Here is an 18,442-nt window from a genome sequence, read left to right on the forward strand (position 1 = left end):
AAAAGCAGTGAAGCGATCGCTTCACTGCTTTTTTCTATTTCAAAATGACATTACTCAAAAAGCACTACATCCAATCGATTTCTGCGGTAACAGGTTAGAAGCGTATACAGTTCTGCACGGTGGTGGTATAAGTGAGATTGAATTTCAAGTAGCCACTCAAAACGTGTATACGTGCATCCCCAATAGGATGTCTGCAGTGAAAATAGCTTTTGTTCGTCAAAAGAAGAGTAGGCTGCTTTTAGCTGATTGAAGCCCTCTACTAAAGCAGCTTTGAGTTCAAGCTTTGTATAAGCTGGATGCTGCAGATAAAAGTCATTCATTTTATCTGCAGAGTAGCCTAAGGAAATATAATAGTCTGCACTACAAATGAGACATAAATGCTGCAGCAGCTCTTGAATAGACCGCTTGTGAGGGAGGGGACGATAAGCAAGCTCTTCTTCTGTAACGTCATTAATGATTGCGGTTAGGGAATGGATGTTAACGTTTATTTGATTAAACACCATCTCACAGTACGAATTCATGTATTCACATCCTTTTTATTCAACTAAATACCGCATTTTTTGATCCAGCCAGTACTCTGATTTTTCATTGTTATCGAGCTTAATATAGCAATCGACAATTTCATCATAAATGAATTCCTTTTCTTCTACTAAATCAATAAATTTAATGAGTAAAAATACGGCTTTTGAAACTTTTCCATTCTCACAAAGCCATTCTTTCATCCAGATTAATAAGTCAAGAAGAATAATCTCTATTTTTACTCGGATATCAAGGAACCAGTCGTCATAAATCGTTGTTAAATAATGAGGAACTAATTGGTGCAGTCGCTGTTCAGCTTCCTTGAATTTCAACGTCGGATCAGACTGTTCGGTAATCCACTGAAGGTCAGTTAATAAATCTAATCCATCGCTTGATACATCTGCGTTTAAAGAAATGAGCTGCCTGTTAACAAGTAAAACTGGCTCTTCCTTTTCTGCATTCAATAACTTTTTTAAATGAGACAAGTAGACGCGTAAATTCTTTTTGGCATTGCTTAAAGGTATGTCAGGCCACAACGCTTCGCATAGCTGTTCTCTGCTGATAGAATGATGAAAAATAAGATATAGTAAAATTTCTTGAGCAAAGCGCTTATTCCAGCCCTCTGTAATAAGCTGGCCATTTACATAGACGGAAAAAGAGTACAAGAAATCTACTTTAAGAGAGGGTGTGTGGGCATGGAAGTCTTTTTGTATGTCTATAGCCGTATCACTTTCCCAGTTTTTAAGTATTTTCATAGAGTCATTTCTTAAAGAAGACGGCTGAGTTTTGTTACTTTTAATAAAATCTACGGCAATTTCTTTGAGTAAAGTTGTTTTTTCTTTTACCAAAAATAAAGAATGTGCGTTAGGTATGGTCATATGACTGTAGTTTTTTAAAAACATCGTCTTTGAAATGAGATACTGAGATGAAAACAGAAAATCATGTTGACCAGATAAAGTGAGTACAGGAAGTGAAATGCTAGTCAACTCTTGAAATAGATTGTCTGTAATAGATAGTTTAAGAAAGCGGAAATATACACCGGGATCCATTTTTTTTAGTCTTTCAATTACCTGTTGTATGTTTGTAGGTTCCAGACTCTCTAGTTTGCCTAATTCGAAAATTTTATCTACCGGTATTTGGTTTTTACTTTCTTCGTTGTAACATCTCTTAATCTTTTGAAGGGTGCTATCTGAATAAAAAGGAAGAGACAATAGTATCAGTCCCTCAATAAGAAATTCATAGCGGGCAGCAAATTTAACAGCGATTTGTCCTCCAAATCCCACGCCAACTAAGTAACATTTCTTTATATGTAACGTATGTAATAAGTGGAAAAGATCTTCAATATGAGCCTCAAACGATATCTCCCCTGTAGCGGAGGCGCTATTTCCTGTCTCTCTCAAATCGTATTGAATAACACAATAATGTTGGGTTAATTCTGCAGTAATAGAATCAAAAAGCGTATGATCAGTGATAACAGAATGAACCATCACAATGGTTTCTGTCTTGTCAGTGAATACGGGCGAATGAACTTCATAGTAAATTTTTTCTGTCGCCGTATGCAGAAAAGGCATAAAAACAATCCTCCTAGTGTCTAACTGTAGCGTTTGTGTAACGGTAAAATTATTATGATAAGAATAGACAAAAAATTCAAAAAAATGGGTACTTTTTAGTAATTAAAAAATGTCTAATGTTCTAGTAATATCCATTATACTGTAAAACCATAGTGAAAAATAAGGGAGAATGCCCAAAAACAGCAAAAAGAAAACGTTATCAATTTCGAAAAAAGAAGAAAGGAGGAGAATTATGAATTTTAAAGACGAAAATGCGTTAGACTTAGAATGGGTTATGCTCATAATGGAAGCAAAACAAACAGGTATAAGCATCGAGGAAGTTAGACAATTTTTACAAAGTATTAGCTCAAATTCTTAGCCAATACACTAGTAAGAAAATAAAGAATTTTCTAAGCATAGATAACCTTTATAGCGAGTCTCAAGCTATGTCTACTAGATGTATAATCATCCCTTTACAGTAAGAACGTTTATTTATAATGCACGGTAAAGTGAAATTATGGTATTATTATCGATAAGTAAGCATTAGTAAGGGTGATTAAAATGACAATTGGCCAACGTATTCGAGATCTCAGAACGAAACAGGGAATATCGCTAACAGAACTTGCAAACCGAGCGGGTGTTGCTAAATCGTACATATCTTCAGTAGAAAGAGGAATTCAGCTCAACCCATCTATTCAATTTCTAAACAAAATTTCTACCTCATTGAACGTCAGTATTGATAGATTGATTCATGAGCCTATGGATAAATCTGAATCGTTGGATATTGATGATGAGTGGCTTGAGTTAGCAAAAGAAGCAGCGGAGTCAGGAATAAGCAAAGAGCAGTTTAAACAATTTCTTGAATTTCAAAAATGGCAGCGGGCAAAGCAAGATTAACTTCGTGGAATATACATAAAAGAGAACTTACATAGAACAACTGCTGAAAAATCATGATTGTAAAAAAGAGATTCCATTTATCTATGGAATCTCTTTTTTAGGCTTAAGAAGAAATAAAATGGGACGAGAATTCTTTTTCTCGCTGAAACTGAATACGTTCAAGAGTTATTAATTCAGGCTTTCTTTTCTGTTCAAACTGTCTCAATGTTTCTGAAATCTTTTTGTTTTGATAAAAAACTTGATGCAGTAAGTCAGACAGTAAGTCAGCATCTTTTAATGACTCGTTTAATCCAAAAGCGCCAGTGGGAGTCATCGTATGAGCAGCATCCCCTAATAATAACAGGTGATGCTTTGACCATACTTCGCTTATGCTGCTTTGCACAGAAAGAAGCGTAAAGTCTGACCACGACGTAATAAACCTTTCTATTGAAAGGTTTAAGCTAGGGAAAGCGTCTATTAAACGCTGAATAAACGGTCTAAACGATTGCTTTCGAAGAGCAGGATAGCTGCCTTTTTCAATATTCCATCCGATTTGAACAAAGCCTTTTGCTTGAGAAAAAAGCGCCACCTGCTGCTGCTTCACAAGTGAAAATTTAATAGAAGGCTCCCAATTGGCAGGTGCAGGAATTTTCGCCCAAAGCAAATCGTATCCATGATTGTGGATATTGTTTTTTATGTGCGCAAGTTTGCGAACAGTTGAATATCGACCATCTGCTCCAATAATGATTTTACTTTCAACTATTATTTCACCCCGGCCTTTTTGCTGAGCTTTTATTCCAGTATATTGTCCTTTTTCATTCTGCATTAGCTCCGTTACTTTTGTGCCCAGCATAAGCTTGTAGGAGAGATGGATGCTTGCTTGGTTATTTATAGACTGAAGGAGATGCTGCTGTGGAACATGAATTCCTGCATGTCCAAGTTCAGATTCTATCGTTTTGAATACATGTCCATCCTTCCAGTATTCGACCCTAGACATTCGAAGGAGGCCTAAGCTTTCAATTTCTTCAAATATATGATGTTTCTTAAGAATCATTTCTCCATCTTCATTTAAATGTTCGCCTCGAAATTCTTTTCCAAGCTCATCAGATCTCTCTATCAGTATAGTTGATATATTTTGTTTAGCCAGTAGATAGGCCAGTAGAGCACCGCCTGGTCCGGCTCCTATTATACACACATCTGTTTGATAGTTCATTTTCTTCACCTTGTTTGTTATATGCAATTAAGTTACTTTTAGTAAGTATATTAACTTTTATAAATGTTAATGTCAACTTTTTTATAGCTTTTCTTCTATGAAATTCGCTCTTTGGACAAAACACAAATAAGGTTCTACATAATCAAAGTCAAAGATTAAGTTTTATGATAAACTAAAATACACAAATTATTTTGAATAATTTGTATAAAAAGGTGAAATTTCAAAATTGTTGAGAAAAAGCACGGTTGGAAAGCTGCAGGATTTTTAGCAAGAAGAGTAGAGATCGTTTCTGAAAATTCTAGCAAACTCCAATTTCGACTGGAGGATGATTATGACAAAAGTAGAACATTATATTCAAACATTGGGTAACAGTGCAGATTTGCTAACAAAAAGGCAGACAAGCATTTACTTCGAAAAACTTTCAAACACCTTTCCTTTTTTAACAATCATGCAAATTAATTGGAGAAAAGTATTAATTAAAAAGTCCACCCGGCATATTGAAGAAATCAAAAAATGGCTTCAAGAGATGAATATAAAAGAACATCAGGTTGTTTTATCTTGGAAACGAGCAACTAAAGCTGTAAGCGTCGATTTAGCTCAGGCTTTACTATTTTTTCAACAAACAGCTGATCTTACAGAAGAAGCATTTATTTACTGTCCGTCTGTTGACTATGTAATTGAGTATTTTAAAGACGGTAAAATGATGATTGGTTTAGCAGCACGTTAATTAAAAGGAAAAAAAGCTGAGGGAGGAGGCGAATTAGAACCTCTTCACTCAGCTTTTTATGCATATAAATCTAAAAAATACGAAACATAACGTTATTTACAACATAAATTACCTTCTCTTTATAATTAGTAGGAAAAGTATTGACATTTTCCATAAAACAAATATAATTAACATTAATCATATTGTTAATTGTAAAAAGAGCGATCAGGAGAAATGATGAATGTCGAACAATAAAGCAGTGACGAATCAAACGAAAAAAGAATACCCTAAACCCTATGGCTATACGTCAGATATTGCTGTATTTACGATTGTGACGGAAGAAAAAGAACCATACAAACCACCTAAAATGAGTTTGAAATTAATGCTTATCCAACGAGCAATGGTGAATGCAGAAGGAGAAAAGAACAGCGAAGCAGGAAAGTGGGCGCTTCCCGGCGGATTTGTCCATCCTGATGAATCAGCTTTTGAAGCGGCTAAAAGAGAGCTCGAAGAAGAAACGGGCGTAAAAGATATTCATTTAAAACACTATGGTGTCTATGATGAGCCTGGCAGGGACGATAGAGGATGGGTCATTACAAACGCACATTATGCAATCGTCCCAGAAGATAGTCTAATAAAGCGAAAAGCGAATGATGATGCTGCTCGAGTTGAATTATTTAAAATAGATGAAATCTTTTCATTGCCTTTAGCATTTGATCATGAAATCATCATTCGAGATGCAATCAAGGAAATTAAGAAAGATTTATTGCAAACGACCATTGCCCAGAAGTTTCTGCCTTCTCAGTTTACATACTCTGAGCTGCAGGCTGTGCTGCTTACCGTAACGGATGATGCAGCGATTAAAAGTGATCAGGCCTTTGCACGAAAAATAAGAATGCTGCCATTTATTGAAGAAGTAGATGGAAAAACAACGACGAGAACGTCTAAAAAACCAACAAAGCTCTACCGGTTTGTTGAAATGAATGTGATGAAGCCAATCTATACAGCACGCTACTAAAAGAAAAACTTTCAATTCAAATAATTAACAATATGTTAACTGTTAATTTTCACGTATGAGGGGGAAACATAATGAAAAAAGCACTGATTAACATCGATTATACAAATGATTTTGTAGCTAAAAACGGAGCTTTGACATGCGGAGAACCAGGGAGACACATTGAAACATCCATAAGCGATATTACGCGTCAATTTATTGAGCAAAACGAGTATGTCGTGTTCGCCATTGATTTTCATAAAGAAAATGATTCCTTGCATCCAGAATCAGCGCTGTTTCCGCCTCATAATGTTGAAGGTTCTGCAGGAAGAGAGCTATACGGAAAGTTAAATGATTTATATAATGTGTATCAATCAAAGGCAAATGTAGAATGGATGAATAAGACGAGATACAGCGCATTTGCTGGAACGGATCTGGAGATTAAACTGAGAGAAAGACAAATTACCGATGTCTACTTAGCAGGTGTATGCACGGATATTTGTGTACTTCATACAGCAGTAGATGCCTATAATAAAGGATTTGCTATTTATATTTATGAAAAAGCCGTAGCAAGCTTTAATCAAAAAGGTCATGAGTGGGCGCTTGAACATTTTAAATCTTGCCTCGGAGCAGAAATTATTTAAGGACATAAAAGTGGAGGAAATCAATGAATATGTTTACAGATGACAGCGTAATGCTACACACCGATTTATATCAAATTAATATGGGAGAAACGTACTGGGAAGATAATATTCATCAAAAGAGAGCTGTTTTTGAAGTTTTCTTCCGCAAACTTCCTTTTGGAAATGGCTATGCTGTTTTTGCTGGATTAGAAAGAATTATTGAATATATTAAAGCATTTAAATTTAGCGAATCAGATTTAACCTACTTGCACGAAGAATTAGGTTTTAAAGAAGATTATTTAGCTTACTTAAAAGATCTTACGTTTACTGGAACGATTCGATGTATGCGTGAAGGTGAGCTTGTGTTTCATAATGAACCAATTTTACGTGTAGAAGCACCATTAATTGAAGCTCAGCTCGTAGAAACAGCTATTTTGAATATTGTGAATTACCAAACGCTGATTGCGACGAAAGCAGCTCGAATCAAACATGTAGTGGGAGATCAAGTGGCAATGGAATTTGGAACACGCCGCGCTCAAGAAATGGACGCTGCTATTTGGGGAACAAGAGCAGCCTATATTGGCGGATTTGGTGCTACTTCTAACGTGCGAGCAGGAAAGAAATTTGGAATTCCAGTTGCAGGAACGCATGCTCATGCCATGGTGCAGGCTTATAAAGACGAATATATTGCATTTCATAAATATGCTCGTCGCCATAAAAACTGCGTGTTTCTAGTTGATACGTACGATACGTTAAAATCAGGAGTTCCCAACGCCATTAAAGTAGCAAAAGAATTAGGCGATAAAATTAATTTTACAGCGATTCGCTTAGACAGCGGCGATTTAACATATTTGTCTAAAAAAGCTCGTCAAATGTTAGATGAAGCAGGGTTTACAGACACAAAAATTGTTGCTTCCAACGATTTAGATGAAGATACGATTATGCATTTAAAGTCGCAAGGGGCACGAATAGACATGTGGGGAATTGGCACTAAGCTCATTACTGCATATGATCAGCCGGCGCTTGGAGCAGTATATAAACTCGTCTCTATTGAAGGAGAAAATGGCGAGATGATGGATACGATTAAAATTAGCGCCAATCCTGAAAAAGTGAGTACACCAGGGTTGAAGCGCGTATATCGTATTATTAATAATTTGAATGGAAAATCTGAAGGGGATTATATCACGATGGAAGATGAAGATCCTCAAAGCGAAGAACGTTTAAAAATGTTCCATCCTGTTCATACGTTTATCAGTAAATTCGTCACAAATTTTGAGGCAAAAGAACTCCATCATGATATCTTTGTAAACGGAAAGCTTGTGTATGAAACAGAAGAACTTCAGGAAATTCAGCAGTACGTAAAAGATAATTTAGAGCTGCTTTGGGATGAATATAAGCGTACGCGCAATCCTGAAGAATATCCAGTAGATTTAAGCGAGAAATGTTGGGAAAATAAAACGCGTCAAATTGCGTACGTAAAACAAAAAGTAGCGGAAGCCCTAAATAAAAAATAGTAGGGAGCTGGAGACATGTCAGATACGCGTGCTTATTTTCAACAGCTAAACCCTGATAAAAAAATAGATAAGCTTTTAGAAAAAGGAGCGAAAATTGGTATTTATGGTTCTTCTTTTGATCCGGTTACCAATGTTCATCTTTGGACGGCATCAACGGTTGCGCATCGAAAGAAGTTAGATGCTATTATCTTTTTGCCTTCATCGCACAAACGAACAGATAAAAAGCTCCAGACGTCGGATGAGCACCGTGTAAATATGGTTAGCTTAGCGATTAAAGATAACCCAAAATTTTTACTCGATACGTATGAGCTAGACGTATTGCCCGGCTATCATTACACATACTACACTATGGAGCACTTTAAAAAATTGCTTCCACACGCTGATTTATTTTTTATTATGGGAGCCGACTTACTGCAAGATATTGGTGAAGGCAAGTGGAAGAAAGCAGATGAACTTATTAGTAAAAACCAGTTTATCATCATGGCAAGAGAGGGAATAGACATGTTGAAAGCTATTAGTCATTCTCCATTGCTTCGAAATTATGACGACGGCCGGTTTCAGCTTCTTGATAAAGGGCTGGCGATGGAAATCAGTTCTACTTATATTCGTCAAGAATTTGCCCGGGGCGGAGAACCAAGATATTTAATGCCTGATCTCTGTTATTTTTATAGTAAAAAACATGGACTGTATCAGTAACAAATCTACATATAATGGAAGGAGAGCATGTATCATGTCAGACATGCAAGAAAAAATAAGAAAAGAGCTACATGTGAAATCTGAAATTGATCCAGCACAAGAAATTCGTGCCCGCGTTGATTTTCTGAAAAGCTACCTAAAGTCAGCAAATGCAAAAGGCTTTGTATTAGGTATAAGCGGGGGGCAGGACTCTAGCTTAGCTGGGCGATTAGCGCAGATTGCTGTAGACGAATTGCGAAAAGAAGAATATGAAGCAAAATTTGTAGCCGTTCGCTTGCCTCATGGCACGCAGCATGATGAAGCAGATGCGAAGGCGTCACTAGAATTTATTAAACCTAATGAAACATATACGTTTAATATTAAAAACACGGTGGAAGCATTTGAAAGTTCGTTTACAGGCGCGACAGATATAGCGCTGTCTGATTTTCATAAAGGAAATGTCAAAGCACGTACACGTATGATTGTACAGTATGCAATCGGGGGAGAAAACGGCCTTTTAGTTATCGGAACCGATCATGCAGCAGAAGCAGTAACAGGCTTTTTTACGAAATACGGGGATGGCGGAGCAGACGTGCTGCCTCTAACGGGATTAACAAAACGTCAAGGAAAAGCATTGCTAAAAGAATTAGGTGCAGATAAACGATTGTACGAAAAAGTACCAACAGCTGACTTGTTAGATAATAGTCCTGGTCAATCTGATGAAACGGAACTAGGAATTTCTTATGATGAACTAGACGATTATTTGGAAGGAAAAGAAGTATCACAAGAAGCCGCTGAAAAAATTGAACAGCGCTATCGTATTACTGAACATAAGCGTCAGTTACCGGCTAGCATGTTTGATAAATGGTGGAAATGAGAGAAATGCCCATATTAGGTATATCTAATATGGGCATTATTTTGACTGATTTCTTTCATAAAACAAAAAAGTGGCGGAAAAAGTGTAAATTAACGAATTGTTTTCTCATACACACTTTGTTATTCTTACGCACTTTGGTATAATGAAGTGCTTTTAATATTATTGAGGAGGAACATTTTTTATGGCAGTTGAAGTAGGTAGCAAGGTACAAGGTAAAGTAACAGGTATTACTAATTTTGGAGCATTTGTAGAATTACCTGGAGGTCAAACTGGGCTTGTACATATTAGTGAGGTAGCTGACAGCTATGTAAAAGACATTAATGACCATCTTAAAGTTGGTCAAGAAATTGAAGTGAAAGTCGTTAATGAGAAAGACGGAAAAATTGGATTATCGATTAAAAAAGCGATAGATAAACCTGAAAGACCCTCATCTTCTTATTCACAACGCCCGCCACGTCAGGCAAGAAATAATGATAATCGTTCTAAAAGCAACTTCCAACCAAAGGAAAACTTCGAACAAAAAATGGCGCGTTTCTTAAAGGATAGTGAAGATAATTTATCTACACTAAAACGCAGCACTGAATCAAAACGAGGTGGCAGAGGCGGAAGACGCGGATAAATCCCTTCCACTTTAACTACTTTATTATATAGCTGAAGCAAGCCAGTAAAAATTGGCTTGCTTCTTTTTTGTAATAGCTTAAGTACATGCGCTAGAAGAGTAAAGAGAAGGTTAGGTACTTACTTGGTTGTAAAGTAGATGCCAATAGTGACAAGAGATGAGAGAAGATCAAGGATGAGTAGGATGAAATTTAAATCTATCATAATCATGCCTCCCTTTGTGCGAGCGTTGACGTTAGTATCTGCAAGACCTCCCTTTATTATTCGTAATCTTTTAAAATTTCATTTAATTAAGTGCGATATTTTATATTAAATTAAACTATGTTCTAAATAATAATTTATAAAATAAAAAGCGCTTATAAGAACAATTTTCTTAAAATAATAAAAAACCTTATAAGTAAACGAAGGGAAAGTAGGGATGAGTCCCTGATAAAAATAGCTAAATTAACAGAAATTCGTCAGTATTCTTGTATATTCATCTAATCTCTTCATAATTTTAGGAATAAAAAAGTTACGGAAAGACGAGAAATAGACAAAATTCTTCATTTTTTGAGCATTAGTGCTTAATTTTTAGGGATATATAAAATGATTCCATAGACTCAAGGATTTTATAGTAATATATAGAACTTCCATACTATTCTAATTTTTAGCTCGCAAGCTAAGTAAAAGATGCGTATGTTCTGGGGATGAAGACATACATAGTTGCATGAATTATAGAGAGAAATGGAGAGGGGAAAACGATGAAAAAAGTATCAATTCGGGCTGTATTGAGTACAGTAGCATTTTCGGTTGCTTTATCTTCTTTTGCAATGGGAGCATCCGCTAACGGAAATTCAAAACCAGCGCTTGAACCGTCTTTAGTTAAAATTCAAGGAGACTATAACTTAAAGTCGGCTAAAAAAGTAAAAGTTATTGTAGAGTTAAATGAAGAGTCTGTAGCGGAAGCAAAGAAAAAGGGAGTAGCGCAAAGTAAAGGAAAGATTAAAAAAGCGCGTGACGAAGTGAAAAAAGAGCTTTCAAAAGCTTCTAAAACTTCAAAAGTAAAACGTGAATATGACCAAGTGTTTTCCGGATTTTCAGCGGAACTTCCGGCTAATGACCTTGAAAAAGTAGCAAGTTTACCTGGAGTAAAAGCTATTTATCCAAGCGTTGAATATCATACAACAGAAGTGAAATCGAAAGAAGTGAGCGCCGAAGAATACGGTTCTGAAATGGATAAAAGCATTTACTATGTGGGAGCAGATCAAGCGTGGAAGTCAGGATATACAGGTAAAAATATGACCGTAGCCGTTATCGATACAGGCGTTGATTACGACCACCCGGATTTAAAGTCAGCGTTTGAGAAATATAAAGGATGGGATTTTGTAGATGATGACAAAGATCCTCAAGAAACGCCGGCTGGAGATCCAAAAGGAGAAGCAACAACGCACGGAACCCACGTAGCAGGAACAATTGCAGCGGACGGGAAAATTAAAGGGGTAGCTCCTGATGCCCATTTACTTGCTTATCGTGTATTAGGCCCAGGAGGAACGGGTACAACGGAAGACGTGATCGCCGGTATTGAACGTGCGGTAGAAGACGGAGCGGATGTAATGAACCTGTCGCTTGGAGACACAATTAATAATCCTGACTTGGCAACGAGTATTGCGTTAGATTGGGCAATGGAAGAAGGAGTAGTAGCTGTTACATCAAATGGAAACAGTGGACCAGCTAACTGGACAGTAGGCTCTCCAGGGACGTCTCGTGAAGCTATTTCAGTTGGTGCAACTCAGCTTCCTTACAATTTGTATAAAACGACATTAACTGTAGATAACGCAAGCTATGCTTCAGCTGAAGTAATGGGCTTTCCAAATGACAAGGCATTACTAGATGCAAGCGGTAAAAAGTATGAATTTGTACCTGTCGGACTCGGTAAACCAGAAGACTTTGAAGGAAAGGATGTAAAAGGAAAAGTAGCGGTTATTTCTCGCGGCGACATTGCGTTTGTAGATAAAGTTGATAATGCGAAAAAAGCCGGTGCTGTTGCAACGGTGATTTACAACAACGTAGAAGGGACAATTCCTGATATTCCAGGTACATCTCTGCCAAGTATTCGCCTATCAAAAGCCGATGGACAAGCTTTGGTAGCTTCTTTAGCAAAAGGATCCGTCACGGGCTCTTTTACTGCAACATTTGATCAGACAGTTGATGAAACAATGGCTGATTTTTCATCTCGCGGACCGGTTGTGGATACGTGGATGATTAAGCCAGACATTTCAGCACCTGGAGTAGATATTATCAGCACAGTGCCAACAAATGATCCAAGCAACCCTCATGGATATGGGTCAAAACAAGGAACAAGTATGGCCGCGCCGCACGTAGCAGGAGCAGCAGCGTTAATTTTACAGGCGCATCCAAATTATAAAGTAGAAGACGTAAAAGCATCTTTAATGAATACAACGGAATTGCTTCGTGACCGCAACGGGCTGGTTTATCCTCATAATACGCAAGGTGCAGGAAGCATGCGCGTAGTAGATGCAATTAAAGCAAAAACGCTTATTACACCAGGAAGTCACTCGTACGGTGTCTTTTATAAAGATAAAGGGAAACAAGTAGAAAAACAAAGCTTTAAGATTAAAAATCTATCAAATCACAGTCAAAAATACTCGGTCAAAGTAAAATTTAAGAAAAGCCATCAGGCAATTGACGTTAAATCAACAAACGATTTAGTTGTTAATGCAGGAAAAACGCAAAAAGTAAACCTGAATGTAAAAGTAGATGCAGGGAAATTATCTCCTGGCTATTACGAAGGGACAATTACCGTAAGTAACAATAAAGAAACGTACGATGTTCCAACCATCTTATTTGTAAAAGAGCCGGATTACCCGCGCGTTACTTCTGCGTATGTAGATGTACTTGGAAATGGATCATTTGAATACGGCAGTTATTTACCAGGAGGAGCAGAGAAGCTTAGCTATTACATTTACGATGCAACGTTAGAAAAAGGGGAATTGTTAGGTTCGTATACGAATGTAGAAAAAGGATTCTCTAGCGCAACGTGGGACGGAAAGATTAATGGTGAAGCTCTTCCAGCGGGAACATATTATTTATACGCAGAAGCAGTAAAAGCAGGTCAGACGACAGGTTCTTTAGGAGAATTCGAAATTAAATAAATAAAAAAAGAGTGCCAGTCTCTAACTGACACTCTTTTCTTATTGAGCCGTATATCCACCATCGATCACAGCAGCTTGGCCGGTTACGCCTTTTGCTAAATCACTTGCTAAAAACATTGCATAATCTGCAATTTCATCGACAGCAAGCAAACGTTTTTGAGGAACAAGAGGATAAATGACTTCTTCTAGTACTTTTTCAAGCGCTACATTTCGCGTACGTGCCAAATCTTTTAATTGATTTTGAACAAGCGGTGTATCAACATAACCAGGGCAAATCGCATTTACCGTAATGCCGTGCTCCGCACCTTCAAGAGCAGCCACTTTCGTTAAGCCAATCACGCCGTGCTTAGCGCTGTTGTATGCCGCTTTTCCTGAGAAACCAATCAATCCGTTAATGGAGGACATGTTCAAAATGCGGCCGAATTTTTGCTTTTTCATAATAGGAAACGCATGCTTAGTCGCAACAAAAGGTGCAACAAGCATAATTTTCGTTAAAAGTTCAAATTTTTCAGTAGGAAATTCTTCGAGCGGGGAAACAAATTGCATGCCGGCATTGTTAATCAATACATCAAGGCGGCCATATGTTTCAACCGTTTGAGCAATCATTTGTTCAATATCACTTTCATTTGTCACATCTGCTTTAATGCCTAATGCTTCGTAGCCTTTTGTCTTCAATTTGTCTGCTGCTTTCTTAACTCCATCTTCATTCAAGTCAGTTAAGACAACAGTCGCTCCGTCTTCAGCGAAGCGCTCACCAATTTGATAACCAATACCTTGAGCTGCACCTGTAATTAACACAATTTTGTTTTCAACCATCGTTTTTTCCCCCTTATATGTAGATGATATAAAATCGCTTACTTTTCCATTTTATCAAAAAATATCTTGATTTAGCGAGTTTTTTAACTGTACTTTACGCGAAAAGAATGGGTGTGGGAAGGGGTGTTTACTACCTTTACTTCCACATTGCTAACAGAAGCGAACGGCGAGGGACCTTTTTTAATTTTTTCAATAAATTTTTGGATATTACTTTCTTCACCTTCAGCATCAATTTCCACTTTTTGATCGTCTCGATTTCGTACCCATCCGTTAATAGAGCATTCCATTGCTTTTAGCTGCGTATAGTGACGGAACCCAACCCCTTGAACGCGTCCGTCTACGATCATATGCACATGTTTTTTCACTGTTCTCACCTCACAGGCAATTTTCCCTTTTTTATAAAAAAGAAAACAACTACAATCTTAACTTTCACTGTATAATAGAAAAAGACATTGTAAGACTTTAACAATTATAATGTAGATTAAATTAAGAAAGAAGGGTTATGAATGCAAGCAGCAGCACGAACGCAGCAAGCGCAGTCGGCAACGATTTATCGTATTTTATTTGCTATTAGTTTAGGACATTTCCTAAATGATTGTATGCAGTCCGTTATACCGGCACTTTTTCCTGTCCTTGAAAAATCGATGAATTTAAACTACACGCAAATCGGCTGGATTGCCTTTGCTTTAAACATGACGTCATCGATTATGCAGCCGGTATTCGGCGTATTTGCCGATAAGCGTCCCTCGCCATTTTTATTGCCAATTGCAATGTGTTTAAGCATGATTGGTATGGTTGGACTCGCTTTAGCGCCAAATTTTTATTTTGTGATTATATCTGTCTTATTTGTAGGATTTGGCTCAGCTATTTTTCATCCGGAAGGTTCTCGCGTAGCGTATATGGCAGCAGGAGGAAAACGGGGGCTGGCGCAGTCTATTTATCAAGTTGGCGGAAATACAGGACAGTCGATGGCTCCGCTATTTACGGCATTTATCTTTATCGGACTTGGTCAGTTTGGAACGATTTGGTTTACGTTAATTGCAGGTATCGGCGTAGTGGTTTTGTATAGCGTCTCTAAATGGTACAAATCGGAGTTAGCTACTCATCAACGCTTGAAGAAAAAGCAGTCAGATGTTTCATTTACGATGAACAAGCAAATTATTTTTGCGATTGGACTTTTAATTTTTCTTGTTTTTGCACGTTCATGGTACGGAGCAGGTATCCTTAATTTCTTTCAGTTTTATATCATTGAAAAATTCAATTTGCCTATCAAAAGCGCTCAGCTTTACGTCTTTTTATTTATGATTGCAGGGGTAGTTGGAACATTCTTTGGAGGTCCGCTTGCCGATCGTTTCGGAAAGCGAAATATTTTATTGTTTTCTATGTTAGGGTCAGTCCCTTTTACTTTATTACTGCCTCACGTTTCTCTAGGAGTGGCAGCACCTCTTTTAGTACTAATCGGCTTTATTCTTCAGTCAAGTTTCAGCGTCACGGTCGTCTATGCTCAGGAGCTGATGCCAGGGAAAATTGGCTTGGTTTCCGGCTTAATTGTAGGGCTTGCTTTTGGAATGGGAGCTTTGGGAGCTGTTGTATTCGGTAAATTAGCCGATGTCTTCAGCCTTCAGTTTATTATGCTGTTTTGCAGCTATCTTCCAATTCTAGGGCTGTTAACATGGCTGTTACCGAGCGATAAGCGTGTGAAAGAAATACACGAAGCAAAATAAGAAAAAGAAAAAGCAAACGCGCCTTAGCGTTTGCTTTTTCTATGAGCGTGAAGCAAATTTCAAGACGAATTCATATTTTTCTCCTACAATAGAGACAATAGAAATTGAAAATCGAAAGGAAGAATCACCTATGATTAAGCTAAGCGTATTGGATCAGTCTCCTGTTTCAAGCGGATCAACACCAAAGGAAGCGTTGAAACGTACGGTAGAGCTGGCTAAATTAACGGAAGAGTTAGGCTACCACCGCTTTTGGGTAGCGGAACATCATAATACTAACGGTCTTGCAGGCTCATCTCCGACACTTTTAATGACGCACTTAGCTTCTCACACGAGCCGAATCCGAATTGGGTCTGGAGGAGTCCTTCTTCCTCAATACAGTCCGTATAAAGTAGCAGAAGATGCTCAGCTGCTTGAAAATCTGTTTCCTAATCGAATTGATTTAGGTCTTGGACGGTCACCGGGAGGAGATGCGCTGACTCGGCTTGCGCTGACAGATGGAGTCCGTAAAAGCCTCAATGAATTCCCGCGGCAAATTCAAGCGTTAAAAGGACACCTTGAGCATAATTTGCCGTCGGATCATCCGTATTATGGCGTGACGGCTTATCCGTTAAGTGAAACAAAGCCGGAACTGTGGCATCTTGGCATTAATAAAAGAGGAGCAAGGTCGGCTGCTGAGCTAGGCATCTCTTTTACATTTGGACACTTTATTTATTCAGTTGGAGGACAAGAAGCCATTCGTCATTATAAACAAGAATTTATCCCTTCTTCGTATCAATCAAAGCCTAAAACCAACGTATGCGTATTTGTTGTATGTGCAGAAACAACAGAAGAAGCCGAGCAGCATGCCAAAACGCTAGATGATTGGCTATTGAAAGTAGCTAAAGGCGGAGATACAACAATTTCATCGATAGAAGAAGTGCACAATCGTTCTTATTCAGAAGAAGAGCTAAAAAAAATAAGCACCAATCGTCCTCGTATGATCGTAGGAAATCCAGTTGAAGTAAAACAAGGATTAACTCAGCTGCAGAAAAAATACGATAACGACGAATTTTTAATTATTACAAATATCCATGATTATGAAGCGAAAAAGAAGTCCTATGAATTGCTTGCAGAGCTATTTCCTCAACCCTCATTTTTTTAAGAAAAAGATGGGGTTTTTTTACGGAATTAAATGTTAGAATATTTAAAAAGGAGGATTGACATGCACGTAAATCAGAAAAGCGTAAGCAACCAAACTCATAGGATTACCTATACACATATTAAAACGGAAGGGTCTAGTCAAATTTGCTTTATGTTTTCAGGCTTGGGTTATACATATGAAAAGCCGCTATTGTATTATGTAACAATGCTGATGCTAAAACACGGAATTGACGTTGTTCATATTCACTATACATATCCAAAAGAGCTCATGACAAAGTCTACAGATGAGATTGCAGACGTTATGATGAAAGACATTGATCTCGTGCTGCAAGGCGTTTTATCTCACAATGACTATAAAAATATCATATTTGCAGGAAAATCGATTGGCACAATTCCGCTGATTCAGCGAATTATGAAAGATGAAGTCTACAAAGATGCAGTGATGCTTTTACTGACCCCGCTTTTAACAAGAACAGAACTGTTTGAAAGTTTACTAGAATGCACTCATAAAGGTCTTCTTGTAATAGGAACTCGTGATCACTATTATACTGAAGAAGTTTATCAATTAAAAACAAACACAATGAATATTCAAGTGATTGAAAATGCCGATCATTCATTGGACGTTTTGTATACTCCCACGGAATCGTTAAAGGCGCTGGAAACCGTTTTGAATGGCATAGAACAGCTTCTATAAGATAGGAAATAAGGAAAGGAGTACAAAATGGATACGCTACGTGAAATTATTTGCGAAAAAAGAGCCTACAGCTATTCACCTCATACTCATGATCATAACTACAGTCAGCTTTTGTTTCCGCTAGCAGGTGCACTTGATATTCAAGCAAGTGAGCAGCACTTAACGCTGCAAGAAGGATGCTTTTACATTCCGCCTCGTCAGCTTCATACGTATCAAGCTAAAAATACAAATGAATGTTTAGTTGTTGATATTCCGTTGAAATTTACAGAAAGTGCGCATCTTTCTCAACAAGCCACTTTTATTCAATGGGATTCAACGTGGAAAGCAATTCGCTACCTTTTACTTGATGGGCTTCAAAAAAGCACTGACAGGGGGGCGCTTGAAGATTTAGTCCGTTACGTTCAGCATTATTTGCCAAAGAAACAAACGTTTAAATCCATTGATTATCTTCATGCTAACTTTAATCAAGAGCTAAACATAGAAAGTCTTGCCAAGCTGGAAAATTATCATCCCGTTTATTTTTCCGCTTGGTTTAAACAAAAAACGGGCTATTCGCCTCAAAGCTATGTAGCGCGTATACGTTTAAATAAAGCAAAAGAATTGTTAAAAGAGAGCAGCTATTCGGTAACGTATATTGCGCATGAAGTCGGCTATCACAGCTTGTCTTCATTCACTAAATGGTTTGCAAAACAAGAAGGAGTCTCACCCACGCAATATCGAAGTATCTTAAAAACAGACAAATAATATCATA

At 37.6% G+C, this 18,442-nt stretch carries 19 protein-coding genes; 14 read left to right on the top strand and 5 right to left on the bottom strand.

Annotation, left to right across the window (positions count from 1 at the left end):
• Positions 1-50: 50 nt before the first annotated feature.
• Both MKY06_RS11250 and MKY06_RS11255 read right to left on the bottom strand, forming a co-directional pair.
• The gene (locus MKY06_RS11250) at positions 51-521 is read right to left on the bottom strand and encodes a DinB family protein (protein ID WP_098278076.1); all 471 of its coding nucleotides are present in this window, start codon (positions 519-521) and stop codon (positions 51-53) included.
• A gap of 15 nt (positions 522-536) precedes the next feature.
• Positions 537-2,090 (bottom strand): alpha/beta hydrolase, encoded by a 1,554-nt coding sequence (locus MKY06_RS11255; RefSeq protein WP_063671484.1) that lies wholly within the window; start codon positions 2,088-2,090, stop codon positions 537-539.
• A gap of 232 nt (positions 2,091-2,322) precedes the next feature.
• Between MKY06_RS11255 and MKY06_RS11260 the strand changes: the two genes are divergently transcribed.
• Together MKY06_RS11260 and MKY06_RS11265 are read left to right on the top strand one after the other, a co-directional pair.
• Positions 2,323-2,448 (top strand): anti-repressor SinI family protein, encoded by a 126-nt coding sequence (locus MKY06_RS11260; protein WP_013056900.1) that lies wholly within the window; start codon positions 2,323-2,325, stop codon positions 2,446-2,448.
• Between the two features lie 182 nt (positions 2,449-2,630).
• A complete protein-coding gene (locus tag MKY06_RS11265) occupies positions 2,631-2,966 on the top strand; it encodes a helix-turn-helix domain-containing protein (protein WP_013056901.1) in 336 nt (111 codons plus the stop codon).
• Positions 2,967-3,069: 103 nt separating this feature from the next.
• Here the strand turns inward: MKY06_RS11265 and MKY06_RS11270 are convergent, their stop codons facing one another.
• Positions 3,070-4,158: an FAD-dependent monooxygenase gene (locus MKY06_RS11270; protein WP_063671486.1), complete on the bottom strand. Its 1,089-nt coding sequence runs from the start codon at positions 4,156-4,158 to the stop codon at positions 3,070-3,072.
• A 331-nt stretch (positions 4,159-4,489) separates the two neighbouring features.
• On the opposite strand from MKY06_RS11270, the gene MKY06_RS11275 reads away from it, so the two are divergent.
• The 8 genes from MKY06_RS11275 to MKY06_RS11310 all read left to right on the top strand — a co-directional run bounded on the left by MKY06_RS11275 (position 4,490) and on the right by MKY06_RS11310 (position 13,317).
• A complete protein-coding gene (locus tag MKY06_RS11275; RefSeq protein ID WP_340960705.1) occupies positions 4,490-4,885 on the top strand; it encodes a CDI toxin immunity protein in 396 nt (131 codons plus the stop codon).
• A gap of 220 nt (positions 4,886-5,105) precedes the next feature.
• A complete protein-coding gene (locus MKY06_RS11280; RefSeq protein ID WP_013056904.1) occupies positions 5,106-5,882 on the top strand; it encodes an NUDIX domain-containing protein in 777 nt (258 codons plus the stop codon).
• Positions 5,883-5,953: 71 nt separating this feature from the next.
• Positions 5,954-6,502 (top strand): cysteine hydrolase family protein, encoded by a 549-nt coding sequence (locus tag MKY06_RS11285; RefSeq protein ID WP_064471638.1) that lies wholly within the window; start codon positions 5,954-5,956, stop codon positions 6,500-6,502.
• 23 nt (positions 6,503-6,525) lie between these two features.
• Positions 6,526-7,995: a nicotinate phosphoribosyltransferase gene (locus MKY06_RS11290; protein ID WP_041816550.1), complete on the top strand. Its 1,470-nt coding sequence runs from the start codon at positions 6,526-6,528 to the stop codon at positions 7,993-7,995.
• Positions 7,996-8,010: 15 nt separating this feature from the next.
• Positions 8,011-8,691, top strand: a complete 681-nt coding sequence (gene nadD / locus MKY06_RS11295; protein WP_013056907.1) for a nicotinate (nicotinamide) nucleotide adenylyltransferase — start codon at positions 8,011-8,013, stop codon at positions 8,689-8,691.
• A 34-nt stretch (positions 8,692-8,725) separates the two neighbouring features.
• Positions 8,726-9,547, top strand: a complete 822-nt coding sequence (gene nadE, locus MKY06_RS11300) for an ammonia-dependent NAD(+) synthetase (protein ID WP_340960707.1) — start codon at positions 8,726-8,728, stop codon at positions 9,545-9,547.
• A 181-nt stretch (positions 9,548-9,728) separates the two neighbouring features.
• Positions 9,729-10,166 (top strand): S1 domain-containing RNA-binding protein, encoded by a 438-nt coding sequence (locus tag MKY06_RS11305; protein ID WP_013056909.1) that lies wholly within the window; start codon positions 9,729-9,731, stop codon positions 10,164-10,166.
• Positions 10,167-10,905: 739 nt separating this feature from the next.
• Positions 10,906-13,317 carry a S8 family serine peptidase gene (locus tag MKY06_RS11310; protein WP_098196443.1) on the top strand — a complete coding sequence of 804 codons (2,412 nt, stop codon included), beginning with the start codon at positions 10,906-10,908 and terminating at the stop codon, positions 13,315-13,317.
• A gap of 39 nt (positions 13,318-13,356) precedes the next feature.
• Here the strand turns inward: MKY06_RS11310 and MKY06_RS11315 are convergent, their stop codons facing one another.
• Together MKY06_RS11315 and MKY06_RS11320 are read right to left on the bottom strand one after the other, a co-directional pair.
• Positions 13,357-14,133, bottom strand: coding sequence for a 3-hydroxybutyrate dehydrogenase (locus MKY06_RS11315; protein WP_013056911.1), 777 nt, complete (start codon positions 14,131-14,133; stop codon positions 13,357-13,359).
• Between the two features lie 83 nt (positions 14,134-14,216).
• Positions 14,217-14,498 carry an acylphosphatase gene (locus MKY06_RS11320; protein ID WP_013056912.1) on the bottom strand — a complete coding sequence of 94 codons (282 nt, stop codon included), beginning with the start codon at positions 14,496-14,498 and terminating at the stop codon, positions 14,217-14,219.
• 141 nt (positions 14,499-14,639) lie between these two features.
• Here MKY06_RS11320 and MKY06_RS11325 point away from each other — a divergent pair, with 141 nt between their 5' ends.
• The 4 genes from MKY06_RS11325 (at position 14,640) to MKY06_RS11340 (ending at position 18,435) form a co-directional block, all read left to right on the top strand.
• A complete protein-coding gene (locus MKY06_RS11325; RefSeq protein WP_289914112.1) occupies positions 14,640-15,857 on the top strand; it encodes an MFS transporter in 1,218 nt (405 codons plus the stop codon).
• Positions 15,858-15,987: 130 nt separating this feature from the next.
• Positions 15,988-16,998, top strand: a complete 1,011-nt coding sequence (locus MKY06_RS11330; RefSeq protein ID WP_029321579.1) for an LLM class flavin-dependent oxidoreductase — start codon at positions 15,988-15,990, stop codon at positions 16,996-16,998.
• A 60-nt stretch (positions 16,999-17,058) separates the two neighbouring features.
• On the top strand, positions 17,059-17,691 hold the full coding sequence (locus MKY06_RS11335) for an alpha/beta family hydrolase (protein ID WP_098238734.1): 633 nt from the start codon (positions 17,059-17,061) through the stop codon (positions 17,689-17,691).
• Between the two features lie 27 nt (positions 17,692-17,718).
• A complete protein-coding gene (locus tag MKY06_RS11340) occupies positions 17,719-18,435 on the top strand; it encodes a helix-turn-helix transcriptional regulator (RefSeq protein WP_098196445.1) in 717 nt (238 codons plus the stop codon).
• The last annotated feature ends 7 nt before the right edge of the window (positions 18,436-18,442 follow it).

The sequence above is a fragment of the Priestia sp. FSL P4-0332 genome, from assembly GCF_038005845.1.
In the GTDB taxonomy this organism is placed as follows: domain Bacteria; phylum Bacillota; class Bacilli; order Bacillales; family Bacillaceae_H; genus Priestia.

Coding starts and splice junctions, on each gene's coding strand:
- MKY06_RS11335 (WP_098238734.1), top strand. CDS start 17,059: ATGCACGTAAATCAGAAAAGCGTAAGCAACCAAACTCATAGGATTACC.
- MKY06_RS11250 (WP_098278076.1), bottom strand. CDS start 521: ATGAATTCGTACTGTGAGATGGTGTTTAATCAAATAAACGTTAACATC.
- MKY06_RS11270 (WP_063671486.1), bottom strand. CDS start 4,158: ATGAACTATCAAACAGATGTGTGTATAATAGGAGCCGGACCAGGCGGT.
- MKY06_RS11305 (WP_013056909.1), top strand. CDS start 9,729: ATGGCAGTTGAAGTAGGTAGCAAGGTACAAGGTAAAGTAACAGGTATT.
- MKY06_RS11290 (WP_041816550.1), top strand. CDS start 6,526: ATGAATATGTTTACAGATGACAGCGTAATGCTACACACCGATTTATAT.
- MKY06_RS11280 (WP_013056904.1), top strand. CDS start 5,106: ATGTCGAACAATAAAGCAGTGACGAATCAAACGAAAAAAGAATACCCT.
- MKY06_RS11315 (WP_013056911.1), bottom strand. CDS start 14,133: ATGGTTGAAAACAAAATTGTGTTAATTACAGGTGCAGCTCAAGGTATT.
- MKY06_RS11330 (WP_029321579.1), top strand. CDS start 15,988: ATGATTAAGCTAAGCGTATTGGATCAGTCTCCTGTTTCAAGCGGATCA.
- MKY06_RS11285 (WP_064471638.1), top strand. CDS start 5,954: ATGAAAAAAGCACTGATTAACATCGATTATACAAATGATTTTGTAGCT.
- nadD (WP_013056907.1), top strand. CDS start 8,011: ATGTCAGATACGCGTGCTTATTTTCAACAGCTAAACCCTGATAAAAAA.
- MKY06_RS11275 (WP_340960705.1), top strand. CDS start 4,490: ATGACAAAAGTAGAACATTATATTCAAACATTGGGTAACAGTGCAGAT.
- MKY06_RS11260 (WP_013056900.1), top strand. CDS start 2,323: ATGAATTTTAAAGACGAAAATGCGTTAGACTTAGAATGGGTTATGCTC.
- MKY06_RS11255 (WP_063671484.1), bottom strand. CDS start 2,090: ATGCCTTTTCTGCATACGGCGACAGAAAAAATTTACTATGAAGTTCAT.
- MKY06_RS11265 (WP_013056901.1), top strand. CDS start 2,631: ATGACAATTGGCCAACGTATTCGAGATCTCAGAACGAAACAGGGAATA.
- nadE (WP_340960707.1), top strand. CDS start 8,726: ATGTCAGACATGCAAGAAAAAATAAGAAAAGAGCTACATGTGAAATCT.
- MKY06_RS11325 (WP_289914112.1), top strand. CDS start 14,640: ATGCAAGCAGCAGCACGAACGCAGCAAGCGCAGTCGGCAACGATTTAT.
- MKY06_RS11310 (WP_098196443.1), top strand. CDS start 10,906: ATGAAAAAAGTATCAATTCGGGCTGTATTGAGTACAGTAGCATTTTCG.
- MKY06_RS11340 (WP_098196445.1), top strand. CDS start 17,719: ATGGATACGCTACGTGAAATTATTTGCGAAAAAAGAGCCTACAGCTAT.